19 protein-coding genes are annotated in these 16,607 nt (G+C 64.8%); 16 read left to right on the forward strand and 3 right to left on the reverse strand.

Features of this window, described 5'->3' with window-relative positions; translation table 11 throughout:
* The first annotated feature begins 556 nt into the window (after nt 1–556).
* Entirely contained in the window at nt 557–715 is a 159-nt protein-coding gene (locus ACQR1X_RS19745; protein ID WP_434894598.1) for a hypothetical protein, read from the forward strand.
* Between the two features lie 95 nt (nt 716–810).
* Nucleotides 811–2,019 (forward strand): hypothetical protein, encoded by a 1,209-nt coding sequence (locus ACQR1X_RS19750; RefSeq protein ID WP_434894597.1) that lies wholly within the window; start codon nt 811–813, stop codon nt 2,017–2,019.
* Nucleotides 2,020–2,096: 77 nt separating this feature from the next.
* Here the strand turns inward: ACQR1X_RS19750 and ACQR1X_RS19755 are convergent, their stop codons facing one another.
* On the reverse strand, nt 2,097–2,615 hold the full coding sequence (locus ACQR1X_RS19755; RefSeq protein WP_315802576.1) for a winged helix-turn-helix transcriptional regulator: 519 nt from the start codon (nt 2,613–2,615) through the stop codon (nt 2,097–2,099).
* A gap of 105 nt (nt 2,616–2,720) precedes the next feature.
* On the opposite strand from ACQR1X_RS19755, the gene ACQR1X_RS19760 reads away from it, so the two are divergent.
* From ACQR1X_RS19760 to ACQR1X_RS19780, 5 genes are all read left to right on the forward strand, one after another.
* Nucleotides 2,721–3,272, forward strand: a complete 552-nt coding sequence (locus ACQR1X_RS19760) for a dihydrofolate reductase family protein (protein ID WP_315802577.1) — start codon at nt 2,721–2,723, stop codon at nt 3,270–3,272.
* Nucleotides 3,273–3,452: 180 nt separating this feature from the next.
* Nucleotides 3,453–4,103: a glutathione S-transferase family protein gene (locus ACQR1X_RS19765; RefSeq protein ID WP_315802578.1), complete on the forward strand. Its 651-nt coding sequence runs from the start codon at nt 3,453–3,455 to the stop codon at nt 4,101–4,103.
* A gap of 110 nt (nt 4,104–4,213) precedes the next feature.
* Nucleotides 4,214–4,627, forward strand: coding sequence for a YciI family protein (locus tag ACQR1X_RS19770; protein ID WP_315802579.1), 414 nt, complete (start codon nt 4,214–4,216; stop codon nt 4,625–4,627).
* 32 nt (nt 4,628–4,659) lie between these two features.
* Nucleotides 4,660–5,076 carry a YciI family protein gene (locus tag ACQR1X_RS19775; RefSeq protein WP_316236995.1) on the forward strand — a complete coding sequence of 139 codons (417 nt, stop codon included), beginning with the start codon at nt 4,660–4,662 and terminating at the stop codon, nt 5,074–5,076.
* Between the two features lie 33 nt (nt 5,077–5,109).
* On the forward strand, nt 5,110–5,481 hold the full coding sequence (locus ACQR1X_RS19780; protein ID WP_316236994.1) for a hypothetical protein: 372 nt from the start codon (nt 5,110–5,112) through the stop codon (nt 5,479–5,481).
* Between the two features lie 111 nt (nt 5,482–5,592).
* Here ACQR1X_RS19780 and ACQR1X_RS19785 read toward each other — a convergent pair whose 3' ends face one another.
* Together ACQR1X_RS19785 and ACQR1X_RS19790 are read right to left on the reverse strand one after the other, a co-directional pair.
* Entirely contained in the window at nt 5,593–5,994 is a 402-nt protein-coding gene (locus tag ACQR1X_RS19785; RefSeq protein ID WP_434893475.1) for a DUF1398 domain-containing protein, read from the reverse strand.
* A 47-nt stretch (nt 5,995–6,041) separates the two neighbouring features.
* Entirely contained in the window at nt 6,042–6,494 is a 453-nt protein-coding gene (locus ACQR1X_RS19790; protein WP_434899430.1) for a MarR family winged helix-turn-helix transcriptional regulator, read from the reverse strand.
* 256 nt (nt 6,495–6,750) lie between these two features.
* Here ACQR1X_RS19790 and ACQR1X_RS19795 point away from each other — a divergent pair, with 256 nt between their 5' ends.
* From ACQR1X_RS19795 to pal, 9 genes are all read left to right on the forward strand, one after another.
* Complete coding sequence (locus ACQR1X_RS19795; RefSeq protein WP_315802584.1) at nt 6,751–7,476, forward strand: TetR/AcrR family transcriptional regulator; 726 nt, start codon at nt 6,751–6,753, stop codon at nt 7,474–7,476.
* Between the two features lie 129 nt (nt 7,477–7,605).
* Nucleotides 7,606–8,094, forward strand: coding sequence for a DUF2852 domain-containing protein (locus ACQR1X_RS19800; protein WP_315802585.1), 489 nt, complete (start codon nt 7,606–7,608; stop codon nt 8,092–8,094).
* A 456-nt stretch (nt 8,095–8,550) separates the two neighbouring features.
* Nucleotides 8,551–9,234: a protein TolQ gene (tolQ, locus tag ACQR1X_RS19805; protein WP_315717584.1), complete on the forward strand. Its 684-nt coding sequence runs from the start codon at nt 8,551–8,553 to the stop codon at nt 9,232–9,234.
* Nucleotides 9,235–9,273: 39 nt separating this feature from the next.
* Complete coding sequence (locus tag ACQR1X_RS19810) at nt 9,274–9,753, forward strand: biopolymer transporter ExbD (protein WP_315802586.1); 480 nt, start codon at nt 9,274–9,276, stop codon at nt 9,751–9,753.
* The gene (locus tag ACQR1X_RS19815; RefSeq protein ID WP_315802587.1) at nt 9,750–10,784 is read left to right on the forward strand and encodes a cell envelope integrity protein TolA; all 1,035 of its coding nucleotides are present in this window, start codon (nt 9,750–9,752) and stop codon (nt 10,782–10,784) included. Before ACQR1X_RS19810 ends, ACQR1X_RS19815 begins: the two co-directional genes overlap by 4 nt.
* A 68-nt stretch (nt 10,785–10,852) precedes the next feature.
* A complete protein-coding gene (gene tolB / locus ACQR1X_RS19820; RefSeq protein ID WP_315802857.1) occupies nt 10,853–12,127 on the forward strand; it encodes a Tol-Pal system beta propeller repeat protein TolB in 1,275 nt (424 codons plus the stop codon).
* A 247-nt stretch (nt 12,128–12,374) separates the two neighbouring features.
* The gene (locus ACQR1X_RS19825; protein WP_434899431.1) at nt 12,375–14,714 is read left to right on the forward strand and encodes a putative bifunctional diguanylate cyclase/phosphodiesterase; all 2,340 of its coding nucleotides are present in this window, start codon (nt 12,375–12,377) and stop codon (nt 14,712–14,714) included.
* A 352-nt stretch (nt 14,715–15,066) separates the two neighbouring features.
* A complete protein-coding gene (locus ACQR1X_RS19830; protein WP_315802589.1) occupies nt 15,067–15,789 on the forward strand; it encodes an N-acyl amino acid synthase FeeM domain-containing protein in 723 nt (240 codons plus the stop codon).
* Nucleotides 15,790–16,068: 279 nt separating this feature from the next.
* Nucleotides 16,069–16,563 carry a peptidoglycan-associated lipoprotein Pal gene (gene pal / locus ACQR1X_RS19835; protein ID WP_172133860.1) on the forward strand — a complete coding sequence of 165 codons (495 nt, stop codon included), beginning with the start codon at nt 16,069–16,071 and terminating at the stop codon, nt 16,561–16,563.
* Nucleotides 16,564–16,607 lie beyond the last annotated feature (44 nt).

A 16,607-nucleotide genomic window follows, 5' to 3' on the forward strand; every position in this document is an offset into this window, starting at 1 on the left:
TGCGTATAGCCAGCGAAGTTCGTGGGCGTTGTCAAACAGCCAGGGGTAGTAGCGGGCACATCGGTTCGCGTTCTCGCGGTCTCAAAGCACCCGAGTCATGCTCGCCTTCGCCTCCCTCCCGATCGAAGGGAGCAGTGAAGACCGGGAGCTTGCCGCCCCGATGGCCCCCGTGCGGGAAAAATGCACGGGGCAGGAACGCAGGTTCGGCTGAGACATCCCGACCCTCCCTGCGCGATGGTCTGACGGCTTAGACGCGCGCTCGCGCGAGACCGGCTGTCTTGCCCCCGTTTCCGCCACAATGCGCTCGCGCATCGGACACGGCATCAGCGTCGGGATGCCAGGACCACACGATTTCGCCGTACGTGCCGTGTTGTTCGTCTGCGTGTCCTCATATGAGCATGATCTTGTCGGAAAGCTGTGGCGCAATACGCGTCAACGGCTTCCGGTTCCGAATCATGCGCCACGCTGCAACATCGACGCCTCCACCGCACTGCTCCCCGCGTTCGTGACGACCGTACGTCCCTCGCGATCGGGAACAGGACTTGGGGAGAAGACCATGAATTCCGGAAAAAGCAGACGAAGAATGTTTTTACGGGATGGACTGGACAAGGATGATCGACTTGAAAGTCTTCACGAAAAAAGCTTCCTGGCGCGGCGGCGCCGCAGCCCGAAAAAGCGCATCCCGCGTGCCAGGGACAGTCCCGCCATCGGCTGATTTGCCCGTCGAGTCGGTCTCGGACGTGACTTGGACGTGACTTGGACGGATCCGGAACTGGTAGCGTAGAGTTTGAGAGTCTCGGTAGCATCGACATGGGCGATCAATTCATCAGCCAGCGAATCACCTTCGTCAGAAGCACGGAGCTGCGGGCGTTGTCAGGCAAGCCCAACGGCCTGAAGCGCGCGCGCGGCGCGTTGCTGTTGTCCTGCATTGTCCTCGGGTTCGCGACATCCGTCGCGGCCGGAGCGGAAGGCGGCGTTGCTGCGAAGCCGCCAGAGACCGAGCAGGCTGCCCACGACGTCACGCCGGTGCAGCAACCTCAGAAGGCGGCGCCGGAGACGGTCGGGCGACCGGCAGACGCGCAGACGCCGGCTCCGAAGCTGGTGGTGCCGTCGACCGAGCCCGCCAAGCCGGTCGCGGCCGAACGCGAGGCCGAGCCGCGGAGCGAGACCAAGACCACCAAGAATCTGTCGGTGCCTCAGCGCGCGCTGCCGGCCGGCGTCGCGCAGATGATCGGCCGCAAGATCTGGCTCAACGAGGCCGGGGGACGGCGCGACGCCATCACGTCGTGGAATGCAGGTGAAGAATTCGCCTCGCTGGGAATCGGGCATTTCATCTGGTACCCGGCCACCGCGAAGCCGCCTTATGAGGAGGGCTTTCCGGGGCTGATCGCATTTCTGCGCAAGGGCAAGACGCCGTTGCCTGCATGGCTCGCCAAGACGCCGACTCCGGCATGCCCCTGGACCAGCCGGGCCGACTTCAAGCGCAATTTCAATTCGCCGCAAATGCGCCAATTGCGGCAGTTCCTGCTCGACACGATTGCGGAGCAGACGCAGTTCCTGGTGGCGCGTGCGCAAGGCGCGATGGACAAGATTCTCGCGAACACGCCCGACAGCGCCGAACGCGAGCACATCGTCGCGCAGTATTCGCGAGTCGTCCGTGCCTCGAACGATCTCTATCCGCTGATCGACTACATCAACTTCAAGGGCGAGGGCACCAACCCATCCGAGACCGCCGTGGACAAGGAGACGGGCCAGCGCCAGGGCTGGGGTCTCAAGCAGGTGCTGCTCAAGATGAACGGAACCACGACCGAGTCCAAGGCCGTGCTCGCCGAATATTCCGACGCGGTGCAGGTCGTGCTGCAGCAGCGGGTGCGCAATCTACCCTCGAACCGCGTGTGGGAGGCGGGCTGGCTGCGTCGCGCCGAGACCTATCGCCGTCCGATCGCGCAGCTCGAGCAGACCCCCGAGCGCGCGCCGCGCAGGTCGTCGCGTTACAGGGCCGACAACACGCGGTTCTGACGGGAGCATCGTTCCGGACGATCGAGGGGCGTGCGATCCGCGCGTCCCATGCGCGTGTCCGGCAAGCGAGCGTCTGATCACGACTTGCCCGAAGCGGCCTTCTTGTCGGCAACCACCTTCTCGTAAGCCGCCCTTAGCCGCTGACCGACGCTTGGCCCGGCCTTCCTGCGCCGTTTCGTGCCGAGATGAATCTCGCGCAGCTCATCCATGAACTCGGCCCACATCTTCGGCCCGCCTTCCATCAGCAGCCTGGCGCGGATGCCGAGCTCCTCTGAAACCGGCAGATATTTGTAACCCCAGCCCGCCATCTGCGCGAGGATCGGCAGCAGCTCGATGCCCTGCTCGGTCAGGGAATAGATGCCCTTCTGCTTGTGGCTCGGATCGTCCTCGCGGCTGATGATGCCGGCGGCGAGCAGCGTCTTCAGCCGGTCGGCGAGAATGTTCGAGGAGATGCCTTCCTCCGAGCCGCCGAGCAGCTCGCGATAATGCCGGCGATTTCCGAACATCATGTCACGGATGATCAAGAGGCTCCATTTGTCGCCCACCACTTCGAGCGAAAGGTTGATCGGGCAGCCGGAACGCTGAAGGTCGGACATCGACGTCTCATTGGGAGGGATCGCATATAAACCGCTTGCAATATTGCACCGGTCTGGGCATTCTCCAACTGCTTGCAAAATGAAAGCAGTCAGGGAGGAGCGTCGATGGCGAGACTGGTGATGTGGAACATGATGACGCTGGACGGCATGGTTGCGGGCCCGAACGGCGACATCTCCTGGCACGAGGATGTGTGGGGCCCGGAGCTAGAGCAGATCTCCGAGACGCAGCTGCAGGAGGCGGGCGGATTGCTGTTCGGCCGGGTGACCTACGATCTGATGGCCGGCTATTGGCCGACGGAGAAGGGCGTGACCGCCGACTTCATGAACAGCATCCCCAAATATGTTGCCTCCCGCACGCTGTCTCGCCTGCCATGGTCGAACGCGCATCTGCTGGGTCCGCAGCTCGCGGCTGAGGTCGACAAGCTCAAGCAGGAGAATGCCAAGGACCTGTTCCTGTTCGGCAGCGCGGACCTCGCCTCGACGCTTGTGGCGTCCGACCTGATCGATGAGTTTCGAATCGCGATCAATCCGCGCGTGCTCGGTGCCGGACGCCCGCTGTTCAAGCCGGGTCAGGCCTTGAAGCTCCGCCTGATCGACAGCCGGGCGCTGTCCAACGGCGTCGTCATCGCGCGCTACGCCCCCGTTCGGGACGTGTGAGCCCTATCTTGCGCCGCGTTCCGTGTCCCGGGCGAGCGCAGGTCTTTCAACTCACGCACCCGCCCGTCCAGCCCCTCACCTCAGCCCCCTCGAACAACGGGGCGCGGGAGCGCGCCGTCCTGCGGCCGCGCGTTCGGGACCAAACAACTTGTTCTCACCCCAACCTATCAGGAGCTTAAGATGTCCCTGACCCTTTACTATCATCCGCTGTCGTCGTTCTGCTGGAAGGTGCTGATCGCGCTGTATGAGAACGACGTTTCGTTCACGCCGAAGCTGATCAATCTCGGTGACGCGGATGAGCGCGCGGCGTTCTTGAAGCTGTGGCCGGTCGGCAAATTTCCTGTGCTGCGCGACGAGCAGCGCACGATTCCGGAATCGAGCATCATCATCGAATATCTCGACCAGCACTATGCGGGCGGGACGCGCTTCATTCCCGATGATCCCGATCTCGCCTTGCGGACACGTCTGCGCGATCGCTTTCTCGACCTTTATCTGCACATGCCGACGCAGACCGTCGTGTTCGACCGGCTGCGGCCGGCCGATGCCCGCGATCCGCTCGGCGTCGCCGACGCGCGAAGCCGGCTGCGCACGTCCTACGCGATGCTCGAGGCCGAGCTGCCGCCGCGTGGCTGGGCGATGGGCGACCCGTTCACCCTGGCGGATTGCGCGGCCCTGCCGGCGCTGTTCTACGCCGACAGAGTCGAGCCGCTGGGTGACGGGCTGCCTGGGGTCACAGCCTATCTCGACCGGCTCAAGGCGCGGCCATCCGTGGCGCGGGTGCTCGCAGAGGCCCAGCCTTATTTCCACATGTTCCCGCAAGAGGCGGGCTGAACCGGGAACCCGGTCAAAATAATCGCGAGGGCGTGTCGGCGGCGCCGGGACCGGATCGTCTTACTGATGCGGGCAGGGCAGTCCTGCCGCACAGCACCAGGAGAGAAGCCATGCGGTTCATGGTGATCGTGAAGGCGACCCGGGACACGGAAGCCGGAATCCTGCCGACCACCGAGGAGTTCGCGGCGATGGGCCGATTCAATGAGGAATTGGTCAAGGCCGGCATGATGGAGGCGGGCGAGGGCCTGCATCCGACCGCGAAGGGCGCGCGGATCGACTTCTCGAACGGGACGCCGAGCGTCGCGCGCGGTCCATTCGACCTCTCCGGCGATCTCGCCGCCGGCTTCTGGATGATCAAGGCCGGCTCGCTCGACCAGGTGATCGCGCACATGACGCGCGCGCCGTTCCCGAGCGGCCAGATCGAGATCCGGCAGGTCTATGCACCGGAGGATTTCGGCGAGACGTTCACATCCGAATTGCGCGAGCGGGTCGAACGGCTGCGTGCGCAGGTCGCCAAGGGCTGAGCCGCGAGCCTGATCAGGAGAGGAGAAGCGCAATGCGATTCATGATGCTGATGATCCCGCTCGGCTATGAGAGCGCGCCGCCCGACGTGCAGCTCGATCCCGAGCGGGTCGCGGCGATGATGCGCTACAACGAGGCGCTGAAGGAGGCGGGCGTGCTGATCACGCTGGAGGGCCTGCATCCGCCGTCGATGGGGGCGCGGGTCTCGTTCGCGGGCGGCAAGCCCGTGGTGACGGACGGCCCGTTCGCGGAGGCCAAGGAGGTGCTCGGCGGCTATTGGATGATCGAGGTCGCGTCGCGCGACGAGGCGATCGCCTGGGCCAGGCAGTGCCCGGCCGCGGACAACGAGATCATCGAGATTCGCCAGGTCCAGGAGATGGCGGACTTTTCCGAGGAGGTGCAGCAGGCCGCGGCCGGCTTCGCCGAGCTGCCGCATGCCGGCCGTGTCTGATCGATCCGTTTCACAGCAGGAGAGGGAAGTGCAATGAGCGACAACAGCAACACCTATCTCGCCGTCTTTCTCGGCAGCAAGACCAGTCCGGCCTCGAAAGCCTGGGAGGCGCTGTCCGAGACGGAGCGCAATGCCAGGGGACAGCAGGGCATGGCGGCCTGGCATGCCTGGGTCGACCAGCACAAGGACGCGATCCTCGCGATGGGCGGGCCGCTCGGCAAGACCAAGCGGGTCGACAAGGGCGGCGTCAACGACATCGCCAACGAAATGGGCGCGTTCACCGTGGTCCGCGCCGCGTCGCATGAGGATGCGGCGAAGATGTTCGTGAACCATCCGCATTTTGCGATCTTCCCGGGCGAGCGGGTCGAGATCATGCCGGTGCTGCCGATCCCGGGCGGCGGATAGTTGTCGGGCGCGAGGAGGCGCGGCTTTTGCCGCGCGCTCCTGTGGTCGACGCGCAGTACTAGGCGAGCCGGCATCCGCCTTGGTGCCGGTCCTGCTCCTGCTCGCACGTTCTCAAGCGGGAAAATGCTCGACATGCGTCTCGGCGGTGCGGCCGAAATAGACCACGCGGCGGCCGGCAAACGACACCAGGTAGCCGGCGCAGCCGGCGGCTTTCGCCTTCTCGCAGAAGGCCACGTAGTTGTAGTCGGCGGGATTTGCCTGCGCCCATCGCACCAGATGCGCGATCTCCCGGGCATCGAAGGCGGGCGCGACGCGTCCGGCTGACGGCTGCATCGCGAGCGTCGCATGGTCGCCGTCGGGCAAATAGCAGGTCTGGGTGTTGCAGCGATAGTCGACGGTGTAGCTCTCGAATCCGGCAGCCATCAGCCGGCCGACGATTTCCGGAAAGCTCAGGCTGCCATCGTGGGCAGCATTGAGGCATGTCTTGGCAATGGAAATCCGGTCCGTGTCCATATCGGCGTCCTTCGATGAATCGGCGTCCTTCGATGAATTGAGTGCGTTCAGTCCAACGGGATCGTCTTGAGGCCGCGTTTTTCGGCCAACGCCTTCAGCAGGCGGTTGAGCGTGTGGTGTTCGCTTTTGCTGAGCACGCCGAAATAGGCTGCGTCGTTCGCATCGGCCAGCGCGGCAAGCACGGGCACCTTGAACCGTCCCTCGGCCGTCAAAGCGAGGCGGTGCCCGCGCTTGTCTTCCGGGTTCTCCGTTCGCGCGATCAGGCCTTTGCTCAGAAGCCGATCCGCAAGCTTGCTGACGGCCCCCCGGGTCAGGCCCATCCGCTGCGCCAGAACGGAGGGGGGCATCGGGCCTTGGTCGTAGAGCGCCCGCATGAACGACCATTCCGCAACCGTGACCCCCTCGGCCGCGACCTTCCGCGCGAATTCCTGCGACACCGCGTTCGACACCATCCGCATCCAGAAGCCGGTATGGTCAGTCAGGTCCGAGACGGGGGTCATGTGATCGCCATGTGGTTGACAAGGAAACTAAATGGATTTGGTTTCCTAGTCAACTACATTTGGGCAGGCTTGCGCGCTGCCGGAACGCCGGGGGCCGGCCGCAGGACTGCGGACAGCCGCAGGCGCCTGAGCAAGTTCATCGACGCCGCGGACCGGGACGGAAGCGCTCCGTCACTCTCGGCGGTGGTCGGCGACTGTTGGCACGTTCGAAAAGTCTCTGGCGTCTTTTCGTTCGGCTCATGTAAAAGCCCTTCACATGAGCTGGCGCAAGGAGCAGCGCCGCGCCGAGCGCGGCTATCATCACGGCAACCTCAAGGAGGCGCTGCTGCAGGCGGCGCTCGACCTGATCGCGCAGAAGGGGGCCGCCGGCTTCACCTTTGCCGATGCGGCCCGCATGGCCGGCGTCAGCCCGGCCGCGCCGTACCGGCATTTCCGTGACCGCGACGAGTTGCTGTCGAGCATCGCCCAGCGCGGCTTCGAGCAGTTCGAATCCCAGCTCTCTGCGGCGTGGGACGATGGCCGCCCCGATACCGTTACGGCGTTCGAGCGCGTCGGCAAGGCCTATCTCGCTTTCGCCCGCGCGGAGCCAGCGTTCTATTCGGCGATGTTCGAATCCGGTGTGCCGGCCGACTCCACGGCGGGCCTGCTGGCGGCCGGCGAGCGGGCGTTCGGCGTGATCCGCGCCGCGGCCGAGCGGCTGGCGGCGCTGGCGCCGCCTGGCGTGCCGCGGCCACCGGCGATGATGATGGCGCTGCACATCTGGTCGATGGCGCACGGCATCGCCTCGCTGTTCGCCCGTGGCGACGCCGCCCGGCGCAAGCTGCCGATGTCGCCCGAGGAGCTGCTGGAAGCCGAGGTGCTGATCTATCTGCGTGGGCTCGGCTTCCCCACCGATCGCCGGCCTGCCGGGTCCTCCGCCGCCGAGCCGCCGCCGCTGCCGGACGACGACAAGCCGGCCGGGCCCTGGGGCCGCCCGAAATAAGGTTCAAAGACGAGCGAGAAATAATTCGGGCGGCGCGTCAGGCGGTCGCCTTGACAAAATCCCGGGTTGGTCTAGCTATGTAAATGTTATTTACATTCACACGGCATGGCGCCGCGAATGGAGAGGGAGATGGCCTACACCGCAGATGTCAATCGTTGGCGCGGTTCGGAGGAGGAGCAGAGGTACCGGCCCCATATGATGGAGTCGCCCTGGCATCCCGGCTGGATCGCCGTGACCGTGCTCGGCTTCATCATCTGGTGGCCGATCGGACTTGCCCTTCTCTTTTTCACACTCGGGAGCAGAAAGATGGCGTGCTGGAACGGCGGTGATCGCTGGTCGAACAAGATGGAGCGGATGCAGTGGAAGATGGACCGCATGCGCGACAAGATGGAGCGCCGCGGCTTCGGCTTCGGGTTCTCGGCGCCGTCGTCGAGCGGCAACCGCGCCTTCGATGAATACCGCATGGAGACCCTGCGCCGGCTCGAGGAGGAGCAGCAGGAGTTCCGCGACTTCCTGACCCGGTTGCGCCACGCCAAGGACAAGGAAGAGTTCGACGCGTTCATGGCCCAGCACAAGCCGCGTCCGGCGACCCCGCCGAACGACCAGCCCTCGAGCTGATCGCCCCTCACCCTGACGCCGCAGGGCTTTCAGCCCCCGCCCTGACGGCACAAGACGCCCGCCTGCGGTTCCCCGCCGGCGGGCGTTTTGCGTTTCCCGTTACCGTCCGGCTGCGGCGGCTGGCCGCTGCCGACGCCGGCCAAAATGGTCAAGCGGCTGATCACAAAGGCTCTATCTGGCTGGTCCGGCTGGACCTTTGACCTCCGCAATACTCCGCGGTAACCCCGCCTTAACCCCGGACGGGGTTTGGTTAAGGGGCGCTTACGCGCGCCAAGAGCCCTTGTTTTGACACGTTGGCAGAGGAAGCAGGCCGCTTATGGCTTCGGCGGGCCTCTTAAAGCGATCAGTTCAGGGTTTTCTCGCGCAGGCGCTTTCCGCCGCGACGGCATCCGGCATGGAACGGCGGCTGCATGGTCCCGGGCGTCCCGGGATGATTGGTTGAGAGGATACTTGCAGATGTCTGTCGATAGCGGCGGCCTGTCCCTGATCGATCTGTTCGGCAATGCCGGCTGGGTGGTCCGGATCATCATGCTCGGCCTGATCTCCTGCTCGATCTGGGTCTGGGCGATCGCGATCGACAAGATGTTCCTGTTTTCACGCACCCGCCGCTCGATGGACCGGTTCGAGCAAGCCTTCTGGTCCGGGGAATCGATCGAGGAGCTGTACCGGGTGCTGTCGGCGAAGCCGACGCAATCCATGGCGGCGTGCTTCGTGGCGGCGATGCGGGAGTGGAAGCGCTCGTTCGAGGGCCATGCGCGCTCCTTCGCCGGCCTGCAGATGCGCATCGAGAAGGTGATGAACGTCTCGATCGCGCGCGAGGTCGAGCGGCTGGAACGCCGTCTCCTGGTGCTCGCCACGGTCGGCTCCGCCGGCCCGTTCGTCGGCCTGTTCGGTACGGTCTGGGGCATCATGACCAGCTTCCAGGCGATCGCGGCCTCCAAGAACACCTCGCTGGCGGTGGTCGCCCCGGGTATCGCGGAGGCGCTGTTCGCCACCGCCATCGGCCTGATCGCGGCCATCCCGGCGACGATTTTCTACAACAAGTTCTCTTCGGAGGTGAACCGGCAGGCGCAGCGGCTGGAAGGCTTCGCAGATGAATTTTCCGCCATCTTGTCCCGTCAGATCGACGAGCGGGGATGAGGGCAGGTATAGTGGCATCCGGATCGTGAGTACCACAGCATGGGCATGAGCATGGGCAGCGCGTCCGGCGGCAGTGGTCGCCGCGGTCGGCGCAAGGCGGCCGTGATGGCGGAGATCAACGTCACGCCGATGGTCGACGTCATGCTGGTGCTGCTGATCATCTTCATGGTCGCAGCGCCGCTGCTCACCGTCAACATCCAGGTCGACCTGCCCCAGGCGCAAGGCGGCTCGGCCTCGACGGCCGACGCCAAGCCGCCGCTCGAGGTGACCGTGAAGAAGACCGGCGGCGGCTGCGCGTCGAAGGTCGACGTGTATCTCGGCGACTCGCCGATCGCGATCAACGAGCTCGGGCCGAAGATCAAGGCGATGAAGGATGCGGGCGCCGGCGGCGCCGACAACGTCGTCAAGATCCGCGGCGACCGTGACGCCTGCTACTCCGACATGATGAAGGTGCTGGGACTGGCGCGCGACGCCGGCTATCGCGCCAGCATCGTCGTGCTGCCGGATCAGGGCTCATGACGTCGAAAGACCTCATCCGGTTCGTGCGCACGCGCAAGGGGACGGTGCTGTCCGTCGCCCTGCACGTGCTCGTGCTGTGCTGGGGTCTGTTCAGCTTCTCCGCGCGCTCGATGGTGGCGCCGCCGGAGGACCTGGTGCCGGTCGACGTGATCTCGGAGGACAACAGCTCGAAGGCCAAGGCCGGCGCCCTGACCGGCAAGAAGGAAGCCCAGAAGCTGCTGGCCGACAAGATCGGCGAGAAGAAGCCGACCGAGGACATCGTCGGCAAGGTCGATACCAAGCAGGTCACCGAGACCGATGCTGCGCCCGAGCCGCTGCCCAAGCCGGAGAAGCCGGTCGAGAAGAAGCCCGACCCGCCGAAGCCGGTCGAGAAGCAGCCTGATACGCCTAAGCCCGTCGCCGAGAAGAAGCCGGAGCCGCCGAAGCCCGCGCCGGCCGAGAAGCCGAAGCCGGAAGAGAAGAAGCCGGATCCGTTCAATCCGGACCAGATCGCCAGCATGCTCAACAAGGACAAGACGAAGCATCCGCCGAAGCCGCAGCAGGCCGCCGCGGCGCCGCCTGAGCCGCCCAAGCACAAGAGCGAGCGCAAGTTCGACGCCGAGAAGATGGCGAGCCTGATCAATCAGAAGGACCCGACGCGCCAGGCCGTGACGGGTTCGGAGCTGAACGCCAACGCCGCGCTCGGCGCTGTTCATGGCACGGCGGAGAGCAATGTCGCGAGCTGGCAGGCCGCCTTCCAGGAGGCGGTCACGCGCTGCTTCACGACGCCTTATAACGGCGTCGATGAAGACAAGATCGAAGTCGATATCGACATCCAACTCCGTCCCGACGGCTCGCTGGCCGCCGTCCCCTCGGTCGCGGGAACGCGAGGGCCGCCGCGGGTGAGCGCGGCGATGGCGGATAGCGCGAAGCGTGCGGTCGAGAACTGCGCGCCCTACGCGTTTCTGCCGAAGAACCGGTACAATGAGTGGAAGTTGATCCCGACGACATTCAATCTCAAAATGATGAATTCGATGCGAGGCCGAACTTGACGACACCTCCAACGCGCAAGACTGGATTCACCACGCGGCGCCAGGTTCTGCTGGCCGGAGGAGCCGCGATGGCGGCGTGGGGCGCGGGACCCGCCTTCGCTCAGCAGCGTCTGCAGATCAATCCCGGCGAGTTCAAGCCGATCCCGATCGCGATTCCGCCCTTCGTTCCCGGCGGTGCGGGCGATGCCGATGTCGGCAACGGCATCGCGCAGGTGATCACGAACAATCTGAAGCGCAGCGGCCTGTTCGCGCCGGTCGACCCGGCTGCGTTTCCCGAGCGCATCAGCAATTTCGAGGCGCCGCCGCAGTTCGCCAGCTGGAAGCCGCTCAACCTCACCGGGCTCGTGACCGGCCGCGCGACGCGGCAGCCGGACGGGCGCCTGAAGGCCGAGTTTCGGCTGTGGGACCCGAACTCAGGCCAGCAGCTCACCGGGCAGCAATATGTGACGGCGCCGGAGTATTGGCGGCGCATCGCCCATATCATCTCCGATCAGATCTACACGCAGATGACCGGCGAGAAGGGCTATTTCGACAGCCGCGTGGTGTTCGTCGACGAGAGCGGGCCGTCGGAGCGGCGCGTCAAGCGGCTGGCGCTGATGGATCAGGACGGCGCCAACGTCCGCTATCTGACCCGCGGCGCCGACCTCGTGCTGACGCCGCGATTCTCGCCGTCGAGCCAGGAAATCACCTACATGGAGTTCGGGCAGGGCGACCCGCGGGTCTATCTGTTCAACATCGAGACCGGCCAGCGCGAGATCGTCGGCAACTTCCCGGGCATGTCGTTCTCGCCGCGGTTCTCGCCGGACGGCCAGCGCATCATCCTCAGCCTGCAGCAGGGCGGCAACTCCAACCTGTTCGTGATGGACCTGCGCTCGCGCACGACGACGCGTCTCACCGACACGCCGGCGATCGACACCTCGCCGTGCTACTCGCCGGACGGCAGCCAGATCTGCTTCGAGAGCGATCGCGGCGGCAAGCCGCAGATCTATGTGATGGCCTCCAGTGGCGGTGCTGCGCAGCGCATCTCGTTCGGCGAGGGCAGCTACTCGACGCCGGTGTGGTCGCCGCGCGGCGACTACATCGCGTTCACCAAGCAGGGTGGCGGCCAGTTCGCGATCGGCATCATGAAGACGGATGGCTCGGGCGAGCGCATCCTCACCGCCGGCTTCCACAACGAAGGGCCGACCTTCTCGCCCAACGGCCGCGTGCTGATGTTCTTCCGTGACCCCGGCGGCACCGCCGGCCCGTCGCTGTATTCGATCGACGTCTCCGGCCGCTTCGAGCAGAAGGTGCCGACGCCGGGCTTCGCCTCGGATCCGGCCTGGTCGCCGCTGCTGTCGTGACGGCGAGCGAGCCTCTGGGCCCGCTCACGTCGTGGTGGACGCGATTTTTCGAGTCGCGCGATGCGTGTTCCCGTAAAATATGGAACCATTCGTTGCAGCAACCGGGTAGTGTTTGCCTAGTTGGCTGAATTTTCGAGCGAATCCGAGCACTTCGCGAGTGCGGAAACGCTCTGCTAACGATGTTCCCTCAGAAAGACTTCACCTGCGAACGGTAATGTTGCGCACCGAACAGGACGCGTGCGCACGAATGCAGCTTGCCACTCAGAACGGAGAAGACGATCGAAAGTTGTCGCCTGCGATCCAGGCGGCTCTCGTCGACTCCCTCTTCCAGGATCCCGGCCCGATGTTCGCCGGCGCACTCTGCGCCGCCGTCGCCGCCGTCATGACCGCGATCAAGAGCGGCGACGTCAATCTGTGGCCGTGTGCCGCGATGCTGATCATCGCAGGAGCGTTCCGCTCGCTCGACATGCGCTACTATCGGAGCCTGTGCGACGCCGGCCGCCTCACGCAGACGGCGGTCGAGCGCTGGGAGGTTCGCTATCAGATCGGCGCCATGATCTATGCGCTGGTGCTCGGCATTTGGTGCGTGGTCGCCCTGGTCGACAACAGCGACCCGGTGGTGCACCTGATCGCGATCACGGTGACGCTCTGCTACATGTCGGCGGGCGCAGGCCGGACCTACGGGCGGCCCTGGATCTTCCACGTCCAGATCCTGCTCGCCTGCGGACCGCTCGCAGTGGCTCTCGCGATCCACGGCAGCCCTTATTACCTGGGCATGGCGGCGTTCTGCGTCCTGTTCTTCGTATCGCTGAAGCACATCTCGACCAACCTGCAACGGATCTTCGTCCAGGCCTTTGTGGCGCGCGAAAGCGAGGCTGCACTGGCCAAGCAGTTCGATACGGCCCTGAACAACATGCCGCACGGCCTGTGCATGTTCCGCTCCGACGGGCGTCTGGCCGTGATGAACCATCGCTTCGGCCATATGATGAACCTGCCGGATGACATCCTGCAGCGTGGCGGCAAGGCGGCCGACATCATCAACGCCTGCGTGATCGCAGGCTCGATCTCCGCTTCGAGCGGCCGGCTGATCCTGGCCGAGATCGAGCACACCAAGACCCATAATGTCATCACGAGCGATCCCGACGTCGCGCGCGACCGGTCGCTGTCCTGGACCTTCCAGCCGATGGCCGACGGCGGCGCCGTGGTCCTGCTCGAGGACATCACCGAGCGGCGGCATGCCGAGGCGCGCATCTCGCATCTGGCGCGCTACGACGAGCTCACGACCTTGCCGAACCGCGTCAGCTTCCGCGACGAGATCGAACGGCTGCTCAGGATTCCGCAGCGGCACGGCGAACTGTCCGCGCTGCTGTTCGTCGATCTCGACCGCTTCAAGCAGGTCAACGACACGCTCGGCCACCCCTGCGGCGATCAACTGCTCTGCGCGGTCTCCGAGCGGCTGCGCGACATGCTGCGTCCGGAAGATTTCGTTGCGCGCTTCGGCGGCGACGAGTTCGTGGTGTTCCAGCGCAACATCCGCTCCAACGACGACGCCGCGATGCTGGCGCGCCGGATTGTCGACCAGCTCAGCGAGCGCTACAAGATCGACAATCACCTGGTCGAGATCGGCGCCAGCGTCGGCATCGCGATGACCGCGCCGGGGATCAGCGCCGACACCCTGCTGAAGAATGCCGACATGGCGCTGTACCGCGCCAAGGCGGAGGGACGTGGCACCTTCTGCTTCTTCCGCGACGAGCTCGCCCAGACGGTGGAAGCACGCCGCATCCTTGAGCTCGACCTGCGCAAGGCGCTGGCGAACGAGGAGTTCGAGCTGTTCTACCAGCCGCTGGTCAACCTGAAGTCCGGCAAGATCTCCACCTGCGAGGCGCTGCTGCGCTGGAACCACCCGGTGCGCGGGACGGTCTCGCCGGTCGACATCATTCCCGTCGCCGAGGACATGGGCCTGATCGTCGATCTCGGCCGCTGGATCCTGCGCAAGGCCTGCCTGGAATGCATGAAATGGCCGGATGCGGTCAGCGTCGCCGTCAACTTCTCGCCGCAGCAGTTCCATCAGCGCGATGTGCTCAGTGAGGTCCGCTACGCGCTGGAAGTGTCCGGGCTGCCGCCGCATCGGCTCGAGATCGAGATCACCGAATCCTCGCTGTTGCGCAACACCCAGCTCACCCACGATGTGCTGTCGCAGCTGCACATGCTCGGGGTCCGCATTTCGCTCGACGATTTCGGCACCGGCTATTCCAGCCTCAGCTATCTGCACAACTTCCCGTTGGAGAAGGTCAAGATCGATCGCTCTTTCCTCGAAGGCATCGACAGCGATCGGCCGCTGACTCTGTTGCGCGGTGTCGCAAGATTGTCCGCCGATCTCGGCATGTCGGTGGTGGTGGAGGGCATCGAGACCAACGAGCAGCTCGAACTGGTCAGCGCCGACGGCACGGTCACCGAAGCGCAGGGCTATCTGTTCAGCCGGCCCGTCCCCGCAATCCGCATCCGGCAGCTCCTGAATGCATCGCATGGGCGCCGTTCGAGCGACGGGGCGATCGCGGCCGCCGGCGGGACACGTTCGATCGCTTGATCGCTCGACCTCCGCCTTGATGCGGAGGTGCCGCGAAGATCGACCAGTGGAGGCGAGCCCTGTGCGCTGCATCCCGCCGGTCCGAGCATGGCTCGTATGTGAATGGCGATGTGACAACCCCACGTCGCATCATTCGGAAACATTGCACGTGTATGCCAAGCGAATCCGTTTCGATTTGACACGCAAGTGATCCGAAGCAATCCGTCCAGCACTGCATCCAATCCCGTAAGTCACGGTTAAGTCTCCGGGATTCTACGTGCCGTTAACTTTGTACCGCCGAAAGCTTTGCGTCGGCATTAACCCGCTGTTAAGCTCATACTGCTCGTAGGAGTTGTGTGAAAAGGGGTTGCGGATGAAGTCGGCGGCTAGAGTGAGTGCCGTTGCTGAACAGAAGTCGGATGTGCTGGAGAACGTGGACTATCGACTGGCGCTGACTGCTGAGGACAAGGACGAGATCTATCGGCTGCGCTACCGCGCCTATCTGCGTGAAGGCGCCATCCTGCCGTCGCCCAGCGAACGCGTCAGCGACGAATATGATGATCTTCCCAACAGCTTCATCTTCGGCGTCTACGTCAATGGCGAGCTATACAGCTCGATCCGCATCAGCGTGCTGAACTCGCAATGGCGCCGATCGCTGTCCTCGGACATGTTCGCCGACCTGCTGCATCCCGAGCTCGATCGCGGCAAGGTCATCATCGACCCGACACGGTTCGTCGCCGACCATGAGAAGGCGCGGCTGTTTCCGGCGCTTCCCTATGTGACCGTCCGGCTCGGCTACGTCGCCTGCGCTCATTTCAACGCGGATATCGGTCTCGCCAACGTGCGCCCGGAACATCGCGCCTTCTACAAGAAAGTGTTCCTGCAGGAACCATGGGGCGAGCCGCGGCTCTACTCCGGCCTCACCAAGCCGGTCGGCCTGGTGGCGGCGCATTATCCGTCGATCCGCGATCGCGTGTTCCAGCGCTTTCCGTTCATGCGATCCAGCGCGTTCGAACGGCGGATGCTGTTCGATCGTCCCGCGCCGGACGCCTTCACTGATTCGTTCAGGATTCAGGCGGTCGCGAAGGCCGGCTGATCATCGGCCGATATCGGGGCCGGTTCGGCCGTCCGGCCGGTTCACACCGTGGCGCTGATGCAAAAATCAGCGAAAAAGCGCCCTGCTGCAGGCGCTGAGCGGCTTGCCTTCACCCTGGCGCCACATTTACAACCCATTAACCATCGCGGTCGCTTTTCGGGTTTCGTTAGCATTTGACGGGGTTCGGCAAGACCCCATCAAGGTTGACGGAACGTTCGCTTAACCATCGCCCTGTAGACCGGATGGCAGTCTAAGAACGTGAGCGTGGAGGCTCCGGGAATGAAATATCAGATGCGTATCCTCCAGGGATTGAAGTTGGCCGCCGTGCTGGCCGTGGCGCTGTCGATGGGCGCCTGCGCCAACAAGAATCTCACCGGGGCCGACGGGGCGATGGCCAGCGCTGCGACTCCAGGCAGCCAGCAGGACTTCGTCGTGAATGTCGGCGATCGCGTCTTCTTCGAGAGCGATCAGACCGATCTCACGCCGCAGGCGATCGCGACCCTGGAGAAGCAGGCTCAGTGGCTGCAGAGCTATCCGCGCTACTCCTTCACGATCGAGGGCCATGCCGACGAGCGCGGCACCCGCGAGTACAACATCGCGCTGGGCGCGCGGCGCGCGCAGTCGGTCCGCAACTTCCTGGCGTCGCGCGGCATCGACCAGGGCCGCATGCGCACCATCTCCTACGGCAAGGAGCGGCCGGTGGCGGTCTGTAACGACATCTCGTGCTGGTCGCAGAACCGCCGTGCGGTGACGGTCCTGAACGCCAGTTCATAAAGCTGAACGAATCCGTTGCTGATGAAGCCGGCGTCGCCCATCGA

The organism is Bradyrhizobium sp. HKCCYLRH3073 (assembly GCF_051167995.1).
In the GTDB taxonomy this organism is placed as follows: domain Bacteria; phylum Pseudomonadota; class Alphaproteobacteria; order Rhizobiales; family Xanthobacteraceae; genus Bradyrhizobium.

Excerpts from the sequence above, each read along its gene's own strand:
- ACQR1X_RS19755 (WP_315802576.1), bottom strand. The coding sequence starts at position 2,615 with ATGTCCGACCTTCAGCGTTCCGGCTGCCCGATCAACCTTTCGCTCGAA.
- ACQR1X_RS19765 (WP_315802578.1), top strand. The coding sequence starts at position 3,453 with ATGTCCCTGACCCTTTACTATCATCCGCTGTCGTCGTTCTGCTGGAAG.
- ACQR1X_RS19790 (WP_434899430.1), bottom strand. The coding sequence starts at position 6,494 with ATGACCCCCGTCTCGGACCTGACTGACCATACCGGCTTCTGGATGCGG.
- ACQR1X_RS19770 (WP_315802579.1), top strand. The coding sequence starts at position 4,214 with ATGCGGTTCATGGTGATCGTGAAGGCGACCCGGGACACGGAAGCCGGA.
- tolB (WP_315802857.1), top strand. The coding sequence starts at position 10,853 with ATGGCGGCGTGGGGCGCGGGACCCGCCTTCGCTCAGCAGCGTCTGCAG.
- ACQR1X_RS19810 (WP_315802586.1), top strand. The coding sequence starts at position 9,274 with ATGGGCATGAGCATGGGCAGCGCGTCCGGCGGCAGTGGTCGCCGCGGT.
- ACQR1X_RS19775 (WP_316236995.1), top strand. The coding sequence starts at position 4,660 with ATGCGATTCATGATGCTGATGATCCCGCTCGGCTATGAGAGCGCGCCG.
- ACQR1X_RS19825 (WP_434899431.1), top strand. The coding sequence starts at position 12,375 with ATGCAGCTTGCCACTCAGAACGGAGAAGACGATCGAAAGTTGTCGCCT.
- ACQR1X_RS19795 (WP_315802584.1), top strand. The coding sequence starts at position 6,751 with ATGAGCTGGCGCAAGGAGCAGCGCCGCGCCGAGCGCGGCTATCATCAC.
- pal (WP_172133860.1), top strand. The coding sequence starts at position 16,069 with ATGAAATATCAGATGCGTATCCTCCAGGGATTGAAGTTGGCCGCCGTG.
- ACQR1X_RS19750 (WP_434894597.1), top strand. The coding sequence starts at position 811 with ATGGGCGATCAATTCATCAGCCAGCGAATCACCTTCGTCAGAAGCACG.
- ACQR1X_RS19800 (WP_315802585.1), top strand. The coding sequence starts at position 7,606 with ATGGCCTACACCGCAGATGTCAATCGTTGGCGCGGTTCGGAGGAGGAG.
- tolQ (WP_315717584.1), top strand. The coding sequence starts at position 8,551 with ATGTCTGTCGATAGCGGCGGCCTGTCCCTGATCGATCTGTTCGGCAAT.
- ACQR1X_RS19815 (WP_315802587.1), top strand. The coding sequence starts at position 9,750 with ATGACGTCGAAAGACCTCATCCGGTTCGTGCGCACGCGCAAGGGGACG.
- ACQR1X_RS19745 (WP_434894598.1), top strand. The coding sequence starts at position 557 with ATGAATTCCGGAAAAAGCAGACGAAGAATGTTTTTACGGGATGGACTG.
- ACQR1X_RS19780 (WP_316236994.1), top strand. The coding sequence starts at position 5,110 with ATGAGCGACAACAGCAACACCTATCTCGCCGTCTTTCTCGGCAGCAAG.
- ACQR1X_RS19760 (WP_315802577.1), top strand. The coding sequence starts at position 2,721 with ATGGCGAGACTGGTGATGTGGAACATGATGACGCTGGACGGCATGGTT.
- ACQR1X_RS19830 (WP_315802589.1), top strand. The coding sequence starts at position 15,067 with ATGAAGTCGGCGGCTAGAGTGAGTGCCGTTGCTGAACAGAAGTCGGAT.
- ACQR1X_RS19785 (WP_434893475.1), bottom strand. The coding sequence starts at position 5,994 with ATGGACACGGACCGGATTTCCATTGCCAAGACATGCCTCAATGCTGCC.